The organism is Pseudomonas sp. BN102 (genome assembly GCF_029871245.1).
Taxonomy (GTDB): Bacteria; Pseudomonadota; Gammaproteobacteria; order Pseudomonadales; family Pseudomonadaceae; genus Metapseudomonas.
The window spans coordinates 243,832-264,458 of record NZ_SSON01000070.1 but is presented as its reverse complement, the minus strand read 5'-3'; the positions used below and the strand labels follow the sequence as shown (position 1 = coordinate 264,458).

The window sequence follows — 20,627 nt, the reverse complement described above, 5'->3', positions numbered from 1 at the left end:
AAGTCAGTACGCTCACGCTCTCGCGTCGTCAAGGAAGCAAAAATGCGCACCGTCCATCGTGTAATGTTTTCGTCTCTGTTCGTAATCGGCTTGGTCTGGGGCCTCGGGTTTGCACTGAGCCTGGCTCCCGGAATGGACACTATAGAGAGCATTGGAATTTCAATAGCACTGGGCGCTTTTGGTTTGACCTCTGCAGCGTTCTGGCCAGCAGGTTATGTATTGATATGCGACTACATTCACTCGCGCCTTGATAAAAATGGTGCTTTCTATTTGAAATATGCCGAGTCTCTACAAAAGGATTTGGTGATTTCAGTAATAGGCGCGATTTTACTATTTCTCGTTTACTGGCTTGACTCTGCCGACTACTCGAGTTCTGGCATAGATATTGCTTTCATTGGAGTCCCTCTCTTAATCGGTGCATTTTACTCATTAATACAATGCTGCCGATTGAAACCGTTTGGAAACCCAGTCGCCAAGGTCGTATTTTTGAAGAAGACGCTCCCTGCAGTCATGTACTTTGGAGTGGCAATAGGGCTTCTGATTAAAAATTCATCTGGCGAATTGAGCTTCCCTCAAGCCTTATTCCTGCAGATATCTATCGTTCTCGGCGGGCTACAGTCTTACCTCGGATGCAGTTTGATTCAGTACAGCCTGACCAAAGAAGAAGTTCACCCTTCACCTTTCATCGAGTATTTCTATGAAAGCGTTATCCCATCCCAGTCAGGGATAACTAAAAAAGTAGCCGTAGATGTAAGATTGACTAATCAACGTTGGAAGCAGCGTAAATCTGAGCGTTCCGCTGAGATACGCCACAGCCAAAAGAGCTCTAAGAAAAACAAGAAGAACAATTCGCGAGACCGGAAGTAAGTCTATCGCCGTACTTTCATCCTTAGTCGGAAGGTGCCGCTCGCCGAGGGCAGCTGTCGGCCAAAACCCGCCCAATTGTGACTACTAAACACGCAGCAATTACCGAGGGGACTGTGGGTGAGATACTCAGCATTGGGGGGCCACGAAGGAAAACTTTCGTTACCTCTTCGGGACATACCAACTTTCATTCCGCTGTAGCACAACCCACTTCTACATCTGTGTGCGAGGAAGCCTGCTTACTGGGCACTGTTCGCTATCGCATGCCTAAGGCTCGCAGCCACGCATCGACTTGCCCGAATGCATCTACCTGCCACTGTTCCGGAGTCCGATCCCCCAGAACCTGCGTCTCTTTGACGAATCCGCGCACGCAAGTGGGGCCAAAACCTTCTACAGAATCGAATTTTTGGGCGATGAACGTGTAACCAGCCTGGCCGCTGGCAATCTCAAGCACTGGCCGACACTCTTCTGCTAGTGCTTCTGGGCCCCCTGGATAGTTCCGAACGCAGTAGTAGATGTCATAGGCGTCTTTTTGCTTGTAACGCCCTTCAATGGCATGGCCTTTCATTGCGAGTAATGCGGGGATAGAGCAAACCGCAACCTCAACACGATTGGTGCCGCCGTTCGGCATATTCCCGGAGATGGCCACCATTTGGTAAAAGCGAAGGGCCAGATCGGCGCCATCAGCGCGTTGAACGGCGAAATCGGTGATAAGCGGTGGAACGTTCTTGACGACTTCTGCATCCCTAGGCCGTAGGAAGTCGATGATGACATCGATGGGAGGCCCACCGTCGCCTACATTGATTTGGCGGACTAGTTGAAAGCGTTTGAGCTGTTGGCTTTGCGCATAGCCATGACCAAGTAGCTCTTCGACCAGATTGGCGTATTCACCATCCCCGAGCGCCTCAGCGTCTAGGCCGAGATCTAGATCTAGTGTTCCCACGTGTTGCATATCTTCGTTGTCATTCAACAGCAGCCAAGGGACGGCGCCCCCGACAACGGCGAATTTCCCTTTGAAGCTGCCGAGGATCTGCCCGATCTCGATCAAAACGGCCTTGACCGCCGCTGTGGTACGGTCGTCGTAATCACTAGCCCGCTGCGGTTCGTTCGGAGTCATTTCGTCCATTTCAATTTCTCTCGCCGAAGAAAATCAGCCGCCTCCCGCCCTCGCTCTCCGGCTTTTAAGAGATCAAGGTAGGTCTGAACGGGGCTGGTGCAAATTACTCCAGGTGCTGGCTCCACAGTGTCGAGCAATAAGCCAGGATCATCGAGTACGTTCACGATCACATTCTCCCCTTTGCTACTGGGGGAGAGTTTTAAGGCCGAACGCAGCTCTTCTAACCCCTGCTGATCGGAATAAAAATAGTGGGTGCCAGTACGTCCATATGGTGCGAGCCACTGTGCCGCAGAAAACGACGCCATTGCTGTTAGGACCCTTCCATCCGGCATTGGGGGGAGCATGCGGATAGCTTGGTCAAATGAAGAGCCATGTAGCGTCGTATAGAAGCCGATCCGTTTGTGAGGAGGCGGCTCGTACTCTTCGCTCCAAGCATCGAGCAAGGCGTCAGGGTCAGACAGAAATATCCCTTCTTCTGAGCGTTCAGCCCACTCCCGATCCAGTAAGCCAGAACGAACATTGCTCACCAAGCCGAGACTGACGCCAGCTGCTTCTGCTAGCTCAGCAACACGCCATGGGTGCTTGGGAGCGCGCAGCATCTGCCGCAGCACCTGAGCCGACTTTGGCTTGAATAGGGAGCGCAGTTCACGTCGTTCAACCACTGGCTTGCTAGTGACCTGACGGGAGATGAAGAAAGTACCAAAGGCCAACCGCGCATTACCCTCCAGGTCGAGGTAAGCGACGTTGTAATCCCGGCACAAGTCTTGGGCTTCAGCTGATAGGTATGGAGCGATGAAGACGGGGGTTACGGGCTCAGCTTGGCGCCGCACGTATTCTTGTAGCTGTAGTAACGCAGCCCGAACGTGACGCGGCTGTCCATTGGATTTCACTTCAGCTACCAGTGTGTGCCGTTTGCCGAACACCTCGACCTGGGCGATGAAATCGATCTGGTCGTTCCTCTTGGCGTGCCTGACTTCCAACCGGTCGACAGCCGGAATCTCAGCCAGGATGCGGCGTAGCGCTTCGGCGGACTGGTGTTCAATTTTCACTGGATCGACTGATTTCATCATTCGTTGAAAGTAGACCTTTTAGTGAAAACCGGTCAAGCAATTTCACTGAAACCATCATTTTCAGCGCTCGTTGAAAACTGACAATTCAGTGAAACCAACAGGTGATAGCTCAGTGATGGCCATGCTGGCGGTTAGGAGTTGTATGCTGGGGCCGAAGGCCAGTGCTCTGTGTATACGTCATCGTTCCGAGCAATGCAGATCAGTCTCCACCTGCTGGCTAAATTCACCGCAAAACGGTGGCATTTCGCGTTCTGAAGCGGGCTCGCTTGCTATCGAAGGACGTAAAGACAGAGATTCTGACGGGGCGGCCTTCACAAGGTTGCCATTGATCAATAATGGGGAGGACCGAATGGCATTGAGTAATATTGAGCGGTTCGACGAAATAACTGGAGAAGTGTTCGCCAAGCTTTATCTGAATTTTCCCGTGCCGTGCTTGCTTCGAGCTGCTGACTACGTTGCCAGTTCAACTGTATTCAATGAGCACCTCGGAGCCGATGTGCCATCCAAAGAGGCGGAATTTTTCTTTGCATGTATCCGTTGGTTAGAGGGCGCAGGATATATCACTGCAAAAGCAGAGAACGGGTTCTACGTAGCTGAGGTTGTCCTTACCAGCAAGGGGCTAGAGGTTTTGCGTGCAATGCCGTCCAGTTTACAAGGGAAAGCGTCAATTGGAGAGCGTTTGGGGGATACCGCAGCTAAAGGCGGGAAAGAAATTGCACGCATGTTGGTTTCGGAAGCACTCGCCCTCGGAACCCGAATTGTCGGCCAGCAAGTAGGGCTGGTCGTTTGAGTCCCGCATGAGAAATATCAGACCCGCTTAGATAGTACGGAAAATCAGGGTTGACAGTATCTAAAAAATTAGACTCTAGGGAGTCGACATCGCAACGGAGCATTGCATGTTCATATCAATTCCACCTGTCGATATATACAACAAGAATATAAATCTTCTTATCGGGTCTGGCGCTTCTGCTGATTTGTTTCCCACGCTGGGACTAGCGATAACCAATAATCGGTCTGAGTGGGAGACTATTGAAACATTGGCCACAAGATATGAGAGCGACCTTAAAAGGAAGACGGCTCTCTTTATGCACTATTACAATACTTGCATAAGTCCAGTTCAGAGTTACAACCCTGAACGCAGTGGCGGAGGCAAGAAAAAAGCGAACTCCAAGAACTATCAGGAATTGATAAAGACCATCATCGGCTTGCTTGATAAGCGAAAGGATCTTAGTCGCAAAGTAAATGTATTTACAACAAATTACGATGGGTGTTTACCTTTTGCTGCTGATTCAATATTGACTGATGATACACATCAGTTTGCTGTTAACGATGGCACCGCTGGATTCCGAACCAAGCATCTCCACATAAAGAATTTTCATCGATTCCAATGCCAGGCGAGTGCTTTTGAGCGGCACAACTACGGGATACCGCAAATAAATCTAATCAACCTGCATGGCTCGGTTTATTGGGCCAAAGATTCAGATAAGATTAAAGTTGATTACGATGCGCGCCCTTCTAATTTTTTGTCAGCAAGAACCCTCGATAAGCTCGAAGCCTATTCAGAGTACCTCGTTACTAAAGGGGGAACGACGGAGGAAATTCCTTCCGTGCAACTGACTTCGGGAGAAGTTAGTGGTTTCTGGGATAGCTATAATGCACTGCCCATCGTAAATCCAACCAAATGGAAGTTTCATGAGACGGTATTCGAAGAGCATTATTATCAGATGCTTCGGCTTCTAAGTTACGAGCTGGAAAAACCTAATTCAATCTTGATTACGTTTGGGTTCTCGTTCGCTGACGAGCACATCTTGAAGTTGGTGCAGCGCTCGCTTACCAATCCAACATTGAAAGCATATGTCTGCTGCTATAGCGTCTCAGGTGCCAAGAAGTTGGCCGGTGATTTTAAGGCCTGGAATAACGTAGACGTAATTGGCCCGCCTGATGGTGAGGTTCTCGATTTCACCAATTTTAATAAATACATATTCTCACTAAAACCTGAAGTGTATAGCCCTCCTGACGCTGAGGAAGATTTATGAGCCTGGTGGTCGGTGAGGTAATTGCAGTTTCGGGCATCAAAATATCATTGAGGATATTTGAAGACTCCAATCAGGAATCCATTTTTTATAATGGCGTGAAGTATCGAGGAATTTCGATCCGGGAGCACATCTCTATCCAGCGTGGATTTATAGATATTGTTTGCTTGGTAGAAGGTGAGTTTTTAGACGAGCGGAATGTTGACGCTGAGAGCGGGAAGGCAGTTTATACAAGAAGGGTTGATGTAAGGCCAATCGGATTCATTGTTGATGGCGTTTTTCAAGAGGGCGTGAAGTATATGCCTATGATCCGCGATGTGGCTTCACTGCTCAGTGAGCCTGCGGTCGCTAGGATATACGGAAAAGAAGGGCGTGGAGACTTTTCTATTGGCGTGATGTTAAAGGAAGATGTTGCAGTCAACTTGCCTTGGGCTCGGATATTCAATGGACACCTAGGGATTTTTGGAAATACGGGCAGCGGAAAATCTAATACGCTAGCAAAGCTATACACGACCTTATTTAAGCAAAAGCATGAAATCCTTAAGGATAAAAGCAGCTTTATAATAGTTGATTTCAATGGCGAGTACACGGAAGACCAGATACTTCCTTTAAGCGAAAAAAGAGTAACGATACTAAATCAGAAGAAGCCCCGCGACAAACTGAAATTGTCATCATCCCACTTCTGGGATGTTGAAACCCTGAGCTTACTTTTTCAGGCCACAACAAATACGCAGCAGCCCTTCATTCGTAGAGTTGTTAATGGTAGGGAGATGTTTAAATCCAGCCCTGACTCTCTGAAGAACTTTTTTTTGAAAGTGTTTGAGAGAGCGTTCAGTTCGGGCGAAGCAAAGCCAGATGCTTTAGAGTTAAGCAGAGAAATTGCTCGGATAGTCGACTCGCAGGCGTTGCAGACTCACCTTAAAGAGATTAAGTACATTTTTGCCAATCGCTCATTCAAAAGCAATAACGGGCCTTGGTATAACTCTGATGGGGCAGGCTTTACGGAAAGTATACTACCTATATTGCAGCGTATAGATCTGGACTATTTAGACCAGTTTGATGAGTTCCTTTTAAGGGCTTATCTGCAATTATGCTCTGATGTGGTGCTGGGTTATGCGCAGTATGAGCATATTCAGCCAGTGCTCACTCGCGCTAAGTCCTCGGTTACAGAACTACGAAAGGTGGTTGAACTGACCGGTGGACATCCTCCCTCTGATCTACTGCATGTGATCTCGCTGAAGCGGTGTAAGAGCGATATGAAGAAAATTCTTCCGCTCTTGATCGCAAAAAGTATCTATGCAAAGCACAAGGACACTGTAAAAAGCCCTCCAAATAAGACCCTTCATCTGATTATTGATGAAGCGCACAATATACTTTCAGAGCAGTCGGCAAGAGAGCATGAGGTCTGGAAGGACTACAGGCTTGAGCTTTTTGAAGAAATCATAAAAGAAGGTCGTAAGTACGGTGCGTACTTGACACTCTCTAGTCAGCGGCCAGCCGATATATCACCAACCGTAGTCTCTCAGGTTCACAATTTCTTTATTCACCGGCTTGTCAATGATCGTGACCTTAAGCTGCTAGACAACACCATTAGCACCTTGGACACCTCATCTAGAGCGCTTATTCCAACTCTTGCCAAGGGGTGCTGTGTTGTAACTGGGACAGCATTTGACCTTCCGATGATAATAAAAGTTGACCCACTACTTAAGGCACATCGCCCTAGCAGCGACGACGTAGATCTTGAGGATCTGTGGGATGATGCCTTGATCTAAGCTTTGTTGGCCGCGCAGTGAGGTTAACAAATGACAGCTAATGGCCGCTTTCTGCCGGTCGTCTCATAGCCGTCTCTTGGTCAAGCTCGATGCAACTACGTAGCTTGTGACACACCTCGACGGGGTTGAACCTGCACGCTCCCCCTCAGAGGAGTACAGCAATGTTCCCCCAACCCAGCACATTCCCTAGCGATCTCGTCGAGTGCCTGGACAAGCAACTGAACCACCTCAATGCAATTGTTCATGTCACCGTGGACAACTCCGGCAACCTGGTACTGGTCGCCATCGGCCAGAGCTGGCCGGCCCCCCTCCCCCTTCGCCATCCAACGCTTTCCTCCTTCGTTGAAGCGGAAACCCTGGCCGCTCGGTTGAACACCCTACAAGGTGCAAGTGACCGAGATCGCATCAGCGCGTTAAGAAGCATGGTCAACGCAAGGAGGACTTGATGCTGCGACTCAAGCAACAAGTGGCCCTGCGGGCAGCTCGGCTAGTGGGGAATGCTGAGCAGGTGACGGGTATCGAATCCTTCAAGATGACCACGCAATCAGCGCTGCGTCAGCTGGATGTCGAGGCTGCGCCCCTGTGGGCGGTATTGCGGCTGTGGTGGTTGGCTCACAGCATCGAGCGTTATGCCTACCACACAGCGAAACTGCTCCAGTTGCAGGAGACAGCCGATGACCTTCGAAATTGATGGCGATCTCCGGTATCTGCAAGAGGCAGACGCCCCACATTCTGAATTCCGAACCTGGGAACTGACGGAGAACCCATTCGAACGCAAGCTGGCCACCAATCTGCGGCCGGGCGTTTCGCTCGACCTCGATGTTCCAGCATTAAACCGCGTGTTAGGTAGTGCCGCTCTGCTCCTGGACAAGACCATAACCGTGGATTTGGTGCTGGGTCCCAAGGGCATCGGAGTAAGGGTCGTAGAGGTGTCGGATGCGTTGCTGCCTCTCTGGGCCGATGGCAGTGGAAACCTCACCTACGCCTTGAACTGGTTTCGCCAGAACGGCGAACACGCGCTGCGGTTGTCCGTATGCGCGGATGCCTTCTTCTGGATTCACCGAAACAAATGATGGCCTTTTGCCTTATTATCCCCCTCATGACTTTCAGCAATGGCAGGGATGCGATGAGAAAGCAACCCGCCGTTTTCGCGCATTTGCTCGCTGGATGTGATGACTCCAAGCCCCAATGGAAGGATCTTTTAATGAAGCGTCTCAGTCCCCTCGTATTCGCCGCGTTTCTCACCCTTACCGGCTGCGGTGAGAGCCACGGTGGTTTGGCATTCGAGAACATCAATGCCACCAACTACGATGAGCAGACCACTGCCATCGTGGCGCAAGTTGAAGCCCAGGACAAAGAGAAAGCCCGACAGCTAGCTGGCGCGCTGCTCACTCTCAACAATTACGAGAAACTGGCTTACCAGGCATTGGCTGGGAGCGAGTACGAACTGAAGTCCAATGACCGCATCTACTCCCGCCGTGACAAGGTGGTCAACGGCCGAACTGTTGATGACGTGATCGCGATCGGTAAGCTGGTGTTCGCGGAGGCTCAGACGGCGGACTCGAACAGGATCACCCGCCTGGATCACCGCGTGAAACGTATCCAGCAACTCCAAGACAACCTGCAGCTCGATTTCACCAACATCGTGACCGGCTTCGAGTACCGCAAGGGTTCTGGCGGTCAAGGCATCATGAAGCTGGACTACACCGCCAAGAACAACTCTGGCCTCAACATTCGGGGCTTTCTGGCACGACTGGAATTCGCTCGTAAGGATACCGGCGAGGTGGTCTATCACTTCAATGTCCCAGTGAAGGTAGACGCCGGCGATCTTGGTCCTGGTCAGGCCATCAACGAGAGCTACCGTATCAGCACACAAACGTCGTTCCTGCGCCTGCACTTCCTGGACAGTTTCAATCCGTCCGACCTGACGGCCACGATGGTGCCGCTATTCGTTTCCGAGAGCGTCAATTACAAAGCGGAGATGGTGGCCTACGCCCCTCTGGCAGCCGATGAGAAGGCTTTCGTGGATGCCTTCAACTACATTGCAGACGCCTTTGGTGCAAGACATATTGGCACCCTCTAGATGACCTGGCCTTGCAAGCACCACTATTGCATTAGCGGGACTTAAGCCCCGCTAATGTGTGACGTTACGTTTAATCGGCTCCGGACAATGCTGTAAGCTCCGGGGCCGATTTAATGTAACGTAGATTATGGGTATGCCTGAGCGCCCTTCCTCGCCGAAATCCCCGAATTTCTGTTACGTGACGCGATCCTGTACGCGCCCATGCGCGACCCGCAGGACGCTGTTTTGCACGTCCTGGGCGACTACCCGCGATTGGTGGCTGAGGTGCGAAAGCTGCGCGCGAAGGTGGCCCAGCTGGATGAGGGGGAGCCAATCTTGACGCCCGGATAGCGGCCCTACAGGAAGCCTGTCGGGCTATTTTGGAGCGTTAGGCCAGTACATCATTCCGTCAGCCCGGCAAGCTCGCCAAGTATCCAGCTGGCCGGTCCCTGATTGGAATTGCATGTAGTCCACCGACTCTTTCGCCTCGACGAAGCTAGTGCAGGCGTCTCCGCAGATCTCCCATTTCTTTTTGCCCATCCGCCTGACTTCGATGCACCACACGCCGATCGTTTCGTTGTCTGATTTTTCGTTTCCTTGCGCTAGTTGCAACTCCAGTTCTTGGATCCGAATCAGGAGCTTATTAACTTCGCTCACAGCGTGGTTGTAACGTGCCTCCTGCATATCAGCGATTGCCCGCTGCTGCTCGGCTTCTGAATTGTCGTTACGTTGCGCTTTCTGCCTCTCTCGGTAGGCCCGCTGCCGGTCGGCATTGCTGATCGCCTTGCCGGTGACCGGACGACCTCGCTTCGCCTTTGCCCGCTGCTCGTCCAGGGCGAAGAGCTGGGTTTGCTTGTCGTTGGCGTCGATCATGCTTCACCGCCTATCCACTCGAAGGCCTCCTGTGCCCAGCCGCTGAGTTCTGCGTTGAGCCCTGCCGCACTGGTGAAGGCCTGGACGAACCCGCGCAGTTCTTCAATGGTTACGTCGCCGTGTTGGTAGTCGGTGCTCAACGCCGCCCAGGTGCGCGACAGGTTTTCGACGACCTTGGCAGGAAGCTCCACAGTGCCTGGCGTGTGATCTTGGATCACGTGAAGCTCGATAAGGTCTTGCCAGTAGGCCAGGGCGCGGGCCAGTTTCGATTGGCCTTCGTCGGCGGCTATGGCGACGTGGTAGCGGATTTGACCGTTGTTGAGGAAGGGCATTTCAGCAACTCCATTCCGGGTGGACATGGAGCAATTATAGTTACGTAACAATAAATAGATGAGCGTAACGTAACGATAAATACGACCGCTCGTCGAATTAACCGCAACTCATTGCACGCAACGGGATATCAGCCCCTCGGCGGCACGTCCGCGAACGCCTCGGCCGCCGCCGCGCCGAACCCACCTCGCGCCATGACTACCCCTCGGGCGCGTACTGCGGCGCCACAAAGGGCACCTTGTCGATGCCCTTGTGGTCGATCAGACCTCCGAGGAAACGTGCTTCCCGCCACGCGCTCTACGACTGTGGGCGGATGCAATGATGGCTTTCTGCTCATCCCTTATCCCCATCCGTAAACTCAAAGGAATGATGCCTTCAACTACATCGCAGACGCCATTGGCGCAAAGCGCATCGGCACCCTCTAGAAAAGCTACCTGCTAGTAAACACGACTGTTGCCTAGCGGGCTTTAGAGCCCGCTAGCTATTTGAGAGCAGAGGGTATGGTGGGCAGTATGGAGTCCGAAATTGGAATCTCAGAATGCAAAATACCAATCATTCGGTATATGCAAGTCGAAAAGGCCACAGCCTCCATGTGTCGAGCCCGTCAAAAGATCAGCAACTCCACTATTCGGAATGCGAGTAGCTAGAGTCAGACAGGTGATCTACAAACGAATACCTTGTCAGAGAGCGCAACTCCTTCAAGGTAATGTCATCTGTCGTTCGTGCGATGATACCTTGCCTTGACATTCTAATGCCGCGTTCTTCGGCCATTTTCGCCATAGTCTTCTTTCCCTCCCCTCCTTTTACTTTGACCTCATCATCAAATATTTTTTTGACAATTTCGGATTTCAAAGGCTCTGGATCTACATCGCCATGGCAGACAATAACTATTTCCAGAGCATATGGCGGAGGCATGAGCCCTAGAGCTCCAGCGAACTCATCATCCGAGTCTGGAGATAAAGAAAAATATATTCCATACAGCTGATTCGAGTTGGCCGCAAGCTTTTCCTCAATATATGATTTAAGTTTGCACTCCGACAATGCCTGATTAAATTGATCAGGAAGTGTTACTCGCGTGTAGCTCCTAGCAAGCCAACCTGAGAATTTATCGAGCCATTGCTTTTTTATAAAATCAGGATCGCCAGAATCAATAGAGTCCACAATTTCGGCATAAGCCGGCGGCAGATTTGAAAGAACGGATCGATCAAGCCACTGACGCTGAAGAATATTTATCTCAAGCGAAATAGTCTCATCTGGCCGTATCGCCTCCACATGCAACGCCCTAGGGTGGTCGCCTTTCGAAAAACCAGGGAGACATTTTTCAATCCGCCTGGCACCTACCAATTCGAAATTCGGCACTTTATCGAAGGAATAATTATATAAATTGCATGTCTGGGATGTAATGACCCAGAAATCAACATCTGCTTGAATCGGGATGTAGCCGGCCAAATCAGATGCAACAATCACCGAGCCCTGCCACCAGCCAAGCTCTCTGATTTTAGTTAAAACAGAAATAGACTCATCCGACATCTGTAGTCCGATCTATATCAGTTAGATGAGCATCGCCCAAGAAGACGTCTGAACCTTTGATTTTGGCCATCCCCATCCTAGGTGCTAGTTCTGAAATCTTAGCCAACGCTTCCTTCAGAAGATCACCTTTATCTAGGGCGTCATCAGCTAGGACCTGCTTGAATGAACGACCAGACACCGGCAAATTCCAAACAGTCTTAAGCCGCTTCAGATCCACTCCCTTGGTGGAAGCAATTATGTCCTCCAGCAGAACAATACGACTAAGCGCCGCGCTTCTTGGCTCAGCTCCATCCATCCAGTCATAAACAGCCTTTCTAGTCACCCCAAATAGTTCAGACATCTGGGTTATTGAAAGATCTAGACAAGATTGGACATTGCCGAGTCGTTCTTTAGTAGACAGCTTAGTCGCCTGTTCGACCTCAGAATCATAGGACGACCTTGCCTCACTAGAAACGACTTCAACCCCATCTACTTTGGCAACATCATTTATTACAAGAATAAGTTTAGGCTTACCTCGATAAAGGTGAACCCCTGTGCCCGACACGACCAGTGTTTTTCGCTCAGCCTGTTCGCCCAAGTCCCTAAAAATTGAATCATCAAAACGATTCAATGCGTCAAAGTCAATCGGACACTCGGCAGATGATGTATAACTACCTGGCGAAACAACACCATAGTTTTGGAGATGGCTTGTAACAGCACCAGTAGTCAATGCGTCTACCAGCATCTTTACTCTCCTTTCCAGACTTTGAAGGCGTGCTCAGTGCACACACCTTCATGCCTGAAGAAATCGTTAGCAACGTTGTGAAGCCTATCCAACTGCGACATGACATCACTCAACGACATTCTAGCTGGAGCGGGGTTAATCAAAATAGCATCCATATCCAAAACCAACTCATTTGGCTTTAGCGAATCAAGCTGAATTGGTTTATTCGTCGCACTAGTCATCATCAGCAACCCAATCACATCCTGAGGCACAGGAAGAGCATTAGGCATACTCATAGAGTTCACTCGAAGCCTGGTATTATCACCCTTCAAGTATTCAGCAATAATATGGCCACCAACAGCATCATGTCCATCTACTGCCGGAGGAAGAAACGAAGCAGAAATATAATCTGATAAAGACTCTCCCTCCCCCGCCTTAATTCTGTCTATGTACCGAACACCTATATTCAGAACATCAACAAATCTCATATGCTCAAGAAGCGTAGAGAGCGCCCGCTCGAACTTAGAGGAAAAATCCACAAAGCGGTTATACTTCGAAGCAATAAGTAAAACTTGATCTTGGGCGAATTGTATGGCGAAGCTATGGTCAGGTGCGACCAAGACCCACGCTTGGTGAGGCTTCCCAAGAGCCTGGCCGTCGGGCCCAACTTGCTCTAATTGGATTGCATTCATCAGCGGCGCAATTTCCCGCATCGAATCTTGGATGTCGTCGATCTGCTTGGCGAGGCGCGGCCAGGGAGCAAATCGGACAGATGCGATCACGTGCGTGAGAGGGGAGCTTGCGAGTACGCCAGTACGAGTGGTCATGAGAAAGATCCGAAGCGACAAGGGGCTTGCTGGTGCAACTATACACCAAACTAAACACAACGCTTTGGGGGGCACTGTCAGATTTTTCGCATTTTCGACCAATGAAGCGGTGCAGGTAGCGGGCTGGGCAAGCCACTCCGCGAAGCGGCGCTGTGCCTGAGAAGCGCCCCGGCCAAAGCAAAGTCACCCTTTGCAGCCATAGCCGGCGGCCGGTGCCGCAAAGCCCACTAGCCGTAGATGGATACGAACCTATACGCAGCGTGCCGTGCTCATGAAAAGGTACAATAGCGGTACAGTGCTCAGTTCAAGCCGAACCGCAAAAATCGGCCAAAACTGCGCATAATCAACTAGTTAAGCCTATTGTACCCTCGCATACCCTACACTAGACTTCATTAGCCTCGGTGCATCAGTCTACGACTTGTAATCAGTAGGTCCCGGGTTCGATTCCTGGTGCCGGCACCATATAAAGAAAAGGCCTCGCAGCGATGCGAGGCCTTTTGTTTTTGGGCTCACCTGTCTTTCGGTAAGCACAATCGCCCGTTCACTCCATTGCCGCACACTGCACTAGCGTACCGATCTAACCTTCAAATCGAGGCGCAGTGCCCGGCTACTGGAGCGACGCAACGATGAATTCTGAAGGTTCACCCGAGCTCCAGGAGCTGGGCCTGCAGCCCACCAAACCGGACGAAAGCCCCCGCCCCAAGGCGGCTCCAGCCAAGTTCCAGATCGATACCCGTGGGCGGGTCGACCGGCGCCAGTCCGCCGACCGGCGTCAAACGATCCGTTTCGAGGAAGACCGGCGAAAAGGCGATCGCCGTGCCAGTAGCAATCCCTGGGACAATGGGGTCAACCTCTGAGCCGCCTTCCTTTTGAACCAGGAAATCCACCCTGCCGGTCACGATAGGGGGGTGCCACACGCGACGATCGAGACGGTAGCGCGGGCTTCCATCCCGCGGAGGTGCGCGCGATTCGCCGCGTTCCCGGCTACCGGAGCGGCGCCGCTGTGTTGCTTCGAAAATCGCGTGAAATACCGCTGTGCGGAAAAACTCGATGACTCGAACTGCAAAAAGGCCCGCAGAAATACGGGCCTTTTGATTTTCTACGGAAGGAAGGAAATTGTCTGCGCTTCTTTGAGCCTCTCTTGAACAAAGCGCCAGGCGCGCCGGACCGGCGCGAGAGTAATCCCCTGCCCTGCGTGTTGCGCTTCGCGAGTGTGGCCCCGTTTGACGCACTACACCCTGAACCCTGCCGAGCAATGGTTACCCGCAACATCCACTCCTACACTTACGCCATTCGCTAGGTGCCGCGCCTGTCTGCCAGCCAACGGAGCAGTCTGCCTATGTCTCAGCCCACCAGCCGCCTTGAGGGATTTCTGATCGCTGCGATCCTTTTCGTATTGGTGTGGTTGCCACTTCCCTTGGGCAGCAATCGTGATTGGGCGGTTGGGCTATTCATCCTTTTGATGGGTGGCCTGGGCTGCATCTGGGCGATAGGACAGCTTCGCGGAGGTGCCGAGCGAGGCGCTCGGAACAAGGCCATTAAAACTGCCCGGCCCTTGCTTGCGCTGCTCCTACTCACGCAGGCCTGGGTGGCGGTGCAATGGCTGGCCGGACTGACTGTGGATGAGGGATCGACCTTCCAGTACCTGATGCTCGGTCTGGCCTACTGCCTGTTGTTCTTCCTGGTGGTCAGCCTGTTCCACACCCGACAGCGACTCAACCTGCTGCTCGGCACGCTGGTGGTGAGTGGCACCTTGCAGGCCTTCTTCGGCGCCTTCATGACCCTTTCCAACGTGGAGTGGCTGTTGGCCGTTCCCAAAAGCAGCTATCTCGGCGACGCCACCGGCACCTTTGTGAACCGTAACCATCTGGCCGGTTACCTGGAAATGACCCTGGCCTGCGGCATCGGTCTGCTACTGGCTCTGCGCGATGGTCGCCCCTTCAGCTGGGTCAATTTGATGGAGCTGCTGCTGGGCCCCAAGGCACGCCTGCGCCTGGCACTGGTTGTCATGGTCATCGCGCTCGTCATGACCCACTCGCGCATGGGCAATACCGCCTTCTTCGCCAGCCTGTTGCTGGTGGGCGGCCTGTTCGTGCTGCTGGAGAAGGAGCACCGCCTGCGCAACGGCCTGGTTCTGGCCAGCATCATCCTCATAGACGTTCTGGTGGTCAGCCAGTATTTCGGGCTGGAGCGGCTCAAGGACCGCGTGCTCGATACCCGCCTGGACGATGTGGTGGTGAATGGCGAAGTGGTCCAGCAGGCCAACGAAGTTCGCGACGATGTGTTCAGCTACGCCCTGCAGCTTCTACAGGAGCGCCCGCTACTTGGCCAAGGCGCCGGCAGCTTCGAAGCGGTGTTCCCCAAGTACCCGGGCGAAGACATCCGCATTCACTTCGACCATGCGCACAATGACTACATCCAGTTCGCCGTCGAGTTCGGACTGCTGGGCAGCCTCCCACTGGCAGGCTTCATCCTGCTGGCCTTGTGGCATGCGTTCAAGGCGCTTTGGCGGCGCGAATCGGTTTACCGCAGGGGGGTAGGTTTCGGTGCGGCAATGGGCATCATCGCCCTGCTGATCCACTCCACCACTGATTTCAACCTGCAGATCCCGGCCAATGCCGCGACCCTGGTCGTTCTCTGTGCGATAGCCGTGCTCGCCGGAGGCCAGGTCGCCCCGGGCAAGCACGTAGTGCAAACGCAACGAGCCTGACCGCGCTCCCTGCCGTGATGCCCATCAACGCGGAGATCTCTCCGACTCAGTTGGGCGCCCTTTCGCCTGCCCTTCCAGCCTGGCGGCACCCTCACGGCGTATACGCAACCCACTTTGCAACAGCAACGAGCAGATCCATCCCAGCATTACGCCCAGGGCGTTGGCCAGCATGTCGCCGGTCGATGGTGTGCGATTGGGCAGCAAGCCCTGGCCAAATTCGATCAGAAGACCAGTCCCCAGGCTGAAGGCCAGGAGCCAGATGAAATGCGCACGGGGAAACGCCAACCGCGAGCTCACCACCAAGGCAGCGAAACCGAGCAGATGGTGCAACTTGTCCTGCTGGTCAACGGCCTCCGGCAAGGGCTGGGGCCTGAAGCCGGCGAACAGAATGACCACCAGTACGGCCAAAAAGAGCAGAACACACAGATACCGCATGAGGACTGGGACTCTCAAGTTTTCGAATGAGCGTGAAAGCAAGGGCGAATCGATTCCCTGTAATCGGGATGTAGCGAGCGATCCGGGCGCGAGGGAATGAGCGGCGGCACCTCGATCACTGCGAACCGCTTACGCCGACGGGGAGTTCAGGCAACAACCAAATCGAATGCAATTTGGAGAACCGCCTGTACGGATGCGTCATTCCCGGCCGTACCTATCCTCGAATCGCACGATGTCGTCTTCGCCCAGATAGGAGCCCGACTGCACCTCGATCAGATCCAACGGGATGACGCCTGGATTTTCCAGCGCATGCACCTGGCCAACGGGGATGTAGGTGGACTGATTTTCCGTCACCAGGTAGGTGTTGTCTCCGTTGGTGACCTTGGCCGTACCGCTAACGACGATCCAGTGTTCAGCGCGGTGGTGATGCATCTGGACCGAGAGCTTGGCGCCGGGCTGCACGGTAATTCGCTTGACCTGGTAACGTTGACCTCTGTCGATCGAGTCATATACGCCCCATGGACGATAAACCTCACGGTGGTTGAGGTGTTCGTGTCGCGAGCAACCCTTCAACTGATCGACGATCTTCTTCACGTCCTGCACATGATCCTTGTGCGCAACCAGTACGGCATCCTTGGTTTCCACAATGACCAGGTCTTCGACCCCGACGGTTGCGACCAGGCGGCTGTCGGCATGCACAAAGGTATTACTCGATCGCTGGTGCAGGACGTCGCCCCTGAAGACATTGCCTTGATCATCCTTCTCGCTGATATCCCAGAGCGCCGACCAAGAGCCGATATCGCTCCAGCCCGCATCCAGCGGCACCATTACCGCATCCTCGGTTTTCTCCATCACCGCATAGTCAATGGAGTCTTCAGGGCAGGCAGCGAAGGCGGCCTGATCTACGCGGGTGAACTGCATATCCCTTGAGGCCCCCTCCAGGGCCGAACGACAAGCCGCGAGAATGTCAGGACGGAAGCGTTGCAACTCATCCAGATAGCGGCTGGCACGGAACATGAACATGCCGCTGTTCCAGAGGTAGTTACCGCTGGCCAGGTACTCCTGGGCGTCGATCAAGTTGGGTTTTTCGACAAAGCGGCTCACCGCAAAACCGGTATCACCGATGCCTTCACCCTTCTCGATATAGCCGTAGCCGGTTTCCGGGTGGGTCGGGACGATACCGAACGTCACCAGCTTGCCATCCGCTGCCAGCGGCACGGCTGCCAGGATGCTCGCATGGAAAACCGGCACATCCCGGATCCGATGATCCGCCGCCAGCACCAGCAGCAACGGATCATCAGCCTCGGCGCACGCCTGCAAGGCAGCCAGGGCAATGGCCGGCGCAGTATTGCGGCCCACAGGTTCGAGCAGGATGTTGGCCTTCTCCATACCCAGCAGGCGCAATTGCTCTGCCGCGAGGAATCGGTGCTGCTCGTTGCAGATCAGCCGCGGTACAGCGGCATCGAGCCCCTCAAGGCGCTTGATGGTGGCCTGCAGCATGGAAAGGCCGGCATCGGCCAACGGCAAGAACTGCTTCGGTTTGAGTTGGCGCGACAACGGCCACAGGCGGGAGCCTGAACCGCCGGCCATGATCACCGGTAGGAACATTTCGGGCGTCCTCTCAAGCTGTTGGAAGTGCTATTGCAGGGCATCCAGATAGGCGCGGGTGTTGTCATGCACCTCGGGGCTGGCCTGCATCTCGGCCACGCGCCACCAGCGGAAGCAGCCATGCTGGGCGGCAGGGGGTATGAGCGTCATGGAGGGGCGTAAAAGGAGCTGGTAACCCAGCACGACATAATGGGTGTCAGGGTTGGCTTGCGTATCACCAAACACGCTATCGCTGTAGAAGTGCTCATAGACACCCAGCAAACGTGCGTGGTGTCGCTCGAAAGCCTGCCCCAACTCGTCCAGGGTCAGTCTTCGGAACGCGGCATCGAGGCTCTCGTTCTTAAGAATTCGGCCCCCGGGTACGAACCAATATCCCTGGGCCGGGCGGTTCAGCCGCTGCCCCAGGAGAATGGCTCCCTCGGCGTTCTGCACCACCAGGTCGATGGACACCAGCGGAGTCAGAGCCACCACGGTGCGAAAGGATTGGTTACTCAGCCACATTCGTCTCCGACCTCAGCCAGAAAACGCGCCAGAACCTGCTCTTTGTCGAGGAAATCACGGGCGTAGCCAGTTGCGATCCGGTTGGGAAGAGGCATTGCCAAGGTGCGTTCGATCCCCTGGACCAGGGCATCCACCGACTCCGGCTCGACCAAGGTCGCAATTCCCGGATACTCGCGGCACAGCAAGCCGAGGCTGGTATCGGGGTCAGCGGTAATCACCGCATTGCCGCCCACCGCCAGGATATTGGTCAGCTTGGAAGGCAGTACGGCATCGGCCGCACCGCGCTTCTGTATGACCAGATGGCAATCCGCAGAGGCGAGTAATGCCGGTAGCTCCTCGCAGGGCTGCAGCGGTGCGAACAGCACATTGCTCAGGCCTTTGAACTGCACCGATTCCATCAGACGAAGCTTGCCGGCGCCCTCACCCACGATCAGGAAGACCAGATCGTCCCGTTCCCGCAAGCGCCCGGCGGCTTCAACTACCGACTCCAGGCCCTGTTTTTCACCGATGTTGCCGGCATAGAGCAGAACGCGTTTGCCAGGCTCGACGCCGAGGCGACTCAACAGGCCAAGGGAACGAGGTACATCACGAAATAGAGCCGTTTCCGACCAGTTGGGGAAAAAGCGCAGACGCTGCTGATCCACGCCCTTCTGCCGGGCCCGTTGCAGCATGCCGCTGGAAATGGTGGAAACCCGGTCGAATGCCCGCAGGACAACCCTTTCGACTGCACTGGCGAAGCGCTTGAGCGCGCTGCTTCTGGCAAGCCCCAGACCGAACAGCGCATCCACCTCGTAGTCCTGGATATGCAGCACGGACCTTGCCTTCGTCAGCTTTGCCAACAGTAGCGCCTGGGGTGCGCAGAACATGGTCGGTACTTCCAGGATGACGAGCTCTGGCTTCCAGCGCAGCAGGCTGAGAATCGCCAGGGACGAAGACAGGGAAAAACTGGCAAGGTGCACGATGCGTTTAAGGGGGCTGGGCCTGGATGGCACGTAAAGCGGGCAACGGATGACGGTCACGCCATCCTCGACGCACCTGTTGAAGCGCCAGGCAGGAAATCCCTGCCAGACCTTCCACTGCGGGTAATAGGGCGGCGCCGTCACGACCCTTACCTCATGCTCGTGGGCCGCCAACCAGCGCGCCATCTCGCCGCTGTACTTGCCTATGCCGGTCAGCTCGGGACTGTAGTTGATGCCATACAGGAGGATTTTCATCAGAGCGCCCTCGTCCGGTCGAGCGCCTCGACGTACCAGCCATAGGCATCGCGCAGGCCTTCCTCCAAGCCGATACTGGCTTGCCAACCCAGCGCCTTGAGCCTTGCCACATCCATCAGCTTGCGAGGGGTACCGTCCGGCTTGCTGGGATCGAAGCTCAACTGGCCGGTGAATCCCGTGACCTTGGCAATGGTTTCCGCCAGTTCGCGAATAGTGCAGTCCACACCGGTACCCACGTTGATATGTGAGAGCATCGGCTGGGTAGTGGCCTGATAGGTAGCACGATCGAGCTCCATCACATGCACACTGGCGGCTGCCATGTCGTCCACATGCAGGAACTCGCGCATCGGCTTGCCACTCCCCCAGATCACCACGCTTTCGTCACCCCGCTGCACCGCCTCGTGAAAACGGCGGAGCAGTGCCGGGATCACATGGCTGTTCTCCGGGTGGAAGTTGTCGTGGGGGCCATACAGGTTGGTCGGCATCACGCTGCGGTAGTCGCGGCCATGCTGACGGTTATAGCTTTCGCACAGCTTGATCCCGGCGATCTTGGCGATGGCGTAAGGCTCGTTGGTGGGCTCGAGAATGCCCGTGAGCAAGACCTCTTCACGCATCGGCTGCTCAGCATGCTTGGGATAGATGCAGGAGGAGCCGAGGAACAGCAGCTTCTGGACGCCGGCCTGATGGGAGGCCTGGATGACGTTGGCTTCGATCATCAGGTTCTGGTAGATGAAGTCCGCCGGATAGGTGTTGTTGGCATGAATCCCGCCCACCTTGGCAGCGGCCAGATACACCTGATCAATCTGGTTGTGCTTGAAGAACGCTTGCACGGCGGCCTGATCGAGCAGGTCCAGCTCGTCATGGGCGGCAGTGAGAATGTTGGCGTAACCCAGCGCCCTGAGGCGCCGGACGATGGCCGAGCCCACCATACCGCGGTGGCCGGCGACGAACACAGTCTGGTCCAGATGTCGTGCCACG

The 20,627-nt window shown here is 54.1% G+C and carries 22 protein-coding genes; 10 read left to right on the top strand and 12 right to left on the bottom strand.

Annotated elements, in window-relative coordinates; translation table 11 throughout:
* Positions 1 to 42 precede the first annotated feature (42 nt).
* Positions 43 to 867 carry a hypothetical protein gene (locus E8F12_RS17420; protein ID WP_280326464.1) on the top strand — a complete coding sequence of 275 codons (825 nt, stop codon included), beginning with the start codon at positions 43 to 45 and terminating at the stop codon, positions 865 to 867.
* Positions 868 to 1,120: 253 nt separating this feature from the next.
* Here the strand turns inward: E8F12_RS17420 and E8F12_RS17415 are convergent, their stop codons facing one another.
* Together E8F12_RS17415 and E8F12_RS17410 are read right to left on the bottom strand one after the other, a co-directional pair.
* Positions 1,121 to 1,990 carry a hypothetical protein gene (locus E8F12_RS17415; RefSeq protein ID WP_280326463.1) on the bottom strand — a complete coding sequence of 290 codons (870 nt, stop codon included), beginning with the start codon at positions 1,988 to 1,990 and terminating at the stop codon, positions 1,121 to 1,123.
* The gene (locus E8F12_RS17410) at positions 1,978 to 3,051 is read right to left on the bottom strand and encodes a type IV toxin-antitoxin system AbiEi family antitoxin (protein ID WP_280326462.1); all 1,074 of its coding nucleotides are present in this window, start codon (positions 3,049 to 3,051) and stop codon (positions 1,978 to 1,980) included. The genes E8F12_RS17415 and E8F12_RS17410 overlap by 13 nt, the downstream gene beginning before the upstream one ends.
* A gap of 349 nt (positions 3,052 to 3,400) precedes the next feature.
* Here E8F12_RS17410 and E8F12_RS17405 point away from each other — a divergent pair, with 349 nt between their 5' ends.
* The 7 genes from E8F12_RS17405 (at position 3,401) to E8F12_RS17375 (ending at position 8,939) form a co-directional block, all read left to right on the top strand.
* Positions 3,401 to 3,841, top strand: a complete 441-nt coding sequence (locus E8F12_RS17405; protein ID WP_280326461.1) for a hypothetical protein — start codon at positions 3,401 to 3,403, stop codon at positions 3,839 to 3,841.
* Between the two features lie 106 nt (positions 3,842 to 3,947).
* Positions 3,948 to 5,087 carry an SIR2 family protein gene (locus E8F12_RS17400; protein WP_280326460.1) on the top strand — a complete coding sequence of 380 codons (1,140 nt, stop codon included), beginning with the start codon at positions 3,948 to 3,950 and terminating at the stop codon, positions 5,085 to 5,087.
* Positions 5,084 to 6,856, top strand: coding sequence for an ATP-binding protein (locus E8F12_RS17395; RefSeq protein WP_280326459.1), 1,773 nt, complete (start codon positions 5,084 to 5,086; stop codon positions 6,854 to 6,856). Before E8F12_RS17400 ends, E8F12_RS17395 begins: the two co-directional genes overlap by 4 nt.
* A 161-nt stretch (positions 6,857 to 7,017) precedes the next feature.
* Complete coding sequence (locus E8F12_RS17390; protein WP_280326458.1) at positions 7,018 to 7,302, top strand: hypothetical protein; 285 nt, start codon at positions 7,018 to 7,020, stop codon at positions 7,300 to 7,302.
* A complete protein-coding gene (locus tag E8F12_RS17385) occupies positions 7,302 to 7,547 on the top strand; it encodes a hypothetical protein (RefSeq protein WP_280326457.1) in 246 nt (81 codons plus the stop codon). Before E8F12_RS17390 ends, E8F12_RS17385 begins: the two co-directional genes overlap by 1 nt.
* Positions 7,531 to 7,929 carry a hypothetical protein gene (locus E8F12_RS17380; RefSeq protein ID WP_280326456.1) on the top strand — a complete coding sequence of 133 codons (399 nt, stop codon included), beginning with the start codon at positions 7,531 to 7,533 and terminating at the stop codon, positions 7,927 to 7,929. The genes E8F12_RS17385 and E8F12_RS17380 overlap by 17 nt, the downstream gene beginning before the upstream one ends.
* Positions 7,930 to 8,060: 131 nt before the next feature.
* Positions 8,061 to 8,939, top strand: coding sequence for a hypothetical protein (locus E8F12_RS17375; protein WP_280326455.1), 879 nt, complete (start codon positions 8,061 to 8,063; stop codon positions 8,937 to 8,939).
* 354 nt (positions 8,940 to 9,293) lie between these two features.
* Here E8F12_RS17375 and E8F12_RS17370 read toward each other — a convergent pair whose 3' ends face one another.
* From E8F12_RS17370 to E8F12_RS17350, 5 genes are all read right to left on the bottom strand, one after another.
* Complete coding sequence (locus E8F12_RS17370; protein ID WP_280326454.1) at positions 9,294 to 9,791, bottom strand: hypothetical protein; 498 nt, start codon at positions 9,789 to 9,791, stop codon at positions 9,294 to 9,296.
* On the bottom strand, positions 9,788 to 10,123 hold the full coding sequence (locus E8F12_RS17365; RefSeq protein WP_280326453.1) for a hypothetical protein: 336 nt from the start codon (positions 10,121 to 10,123) through the stop codon (positions 9,788 to 9,790). Before E8F12_RS17365 ends, E8F12_RS17370 begins: the two co-directional genes overlap by 4 nt.
* A 622-nt stretch (positions 10,124 to 10,745) precedes the next feature.
* Positions 10,746 to 11,651, bottom strand: a complete 906-nt coding sequence (locus E8F12_RS17360) for a hypothetical protein (protein WP_280326452.1) — start codon at positions 11,649 to 11,651, stop codon at positions 10,746 to 10,748.
* Entirely contained in the window at positions 11,641 to 12,375 is a 735-nt protein-coding gene (locus E8F12_RS17355) for a hypothetical protein (RefSeq protein ID WP_280326451.1), read from the bottom strand. Before E8F12_RS17355 ends, E8F12_RS17360 begins: the two co-directional genes overlap by 11 nt.
* Before the next feature lie 2 nt (positions 12,376 to 12,377).
* Complete coding sequence (locus tag E8F12_RS17350) at positions 12,378 to 13,181, bottom strand: TIGR04255 family protein (protein ID WP_280326450.1); 804 nt, start codon at positions 13,179 to 13,181, stop codon at positions 12,378 to 12,380.
* A gap of 626 nt (positions 13,182 to 13,807) precedes the next feature.
* Here E8F12_RS17350 and E8F12_RS17345 point away from each other — a divergent pair.
* Positions 13,808 to 14,038 carry a hypothetical protein gene (locus tag E8F12_RS17345; protein WP_280326449.1) on the top strand — a complete coding sequence of 77 codons (231 nt, stop codon included), beginning with the start codon at positions 13,808 to 13,810 and terminating at the stop codon, positions 14,036 to 14,038.
* Between the two features lie 698 nt (positions 14,039 to 14,736).
* Positions 14,737 to 15,891, top strand: coding sequence for an O-antigen ligase family protein (locus tag E8F12_RS17340; RefSeq protein WP_280326448.1), 1,155 nt, complete (start codon positions 14,737 to 14,739; stop codon positions 15,889 to 15,891).
* A gap of 24 nt (positions 15,892 to 15,915) precedes the next feature.
* Here E8F12_RS17340 and E8F12_RS17335 read toward each other — a convergent pair whose 3' ends face one another.
* From E8F12_RS17335 to E8F12_RS17315, 5 genes are all read right to left on the bottom strand, one after another.
* Positions 15,916 to 16,326: a VanZ family protein gene (locus E8F12_RS17335; RefSeq protein ID WP_280326447.1), complete on the bottom strand. Its 411-nt coding sequence runs from the start codon at positions 16,324 to 16,326 to the stop codon at positions 15,916 to 15,918.
* 198 nt (positions 16,327 to 16,524) lie between these two features.
* Positions 16,525 to 17,934: a mannose-1-phosphate guanylyltransferase/mannose-6-phosphate isomerase gene (locus E8F12_RS17330; RefSeq protein ID WP_280326446.1), complete on the bottom strand. Its 1,410-nt coding sequence runs from the start codon at positions 17,932 to 17,934 to the stop codon at positions 16,525 to 16,527.
* A gap of 30 nt (positions 17,935 to 17,964) precedes the next feature.
* Positions 17,965 to 18,435, bottom strand: coding sequence for a GDP-mannose mannosyl hydrolase (locus E8F12_RS17325; protein WP_280326445.1), 471 nt, complete (start codon positions 18,433 to 18,435; stop codon positions 17,965 to 17,967).
* Complete coding sequence (locus E8F12_RS17320) at positions 18,426 to 19,649, bottom strand: glycosyltransferase WbuB (RefSeq protein WP_280326444.1); 1,224 nt, start codon at positions 19,647 to 19,649, stop codon at positions 18,426 to 18,428. Before E8F12_RS17320 ends, E8F12_RS17325 begins: the two co-directional genes overlap by 10 nt.
* Complete coding sequence (locus E8F12_RS17315; protein ID WP_280326443.1) at positions 19,649 to 20,626, bottom strand: GDP-L-fucose synthase; 978 nt, start codon at positions 20,624 to 20,626, stop codon at positions 19,649 to 19,651. The genes E8F12_RS17320 and E8F12_RS17315 overlap by 1 nt, the downstream gene beginning before the upstream one ends.
* Position 20,627: the final 1 nt, after the last annotated feature.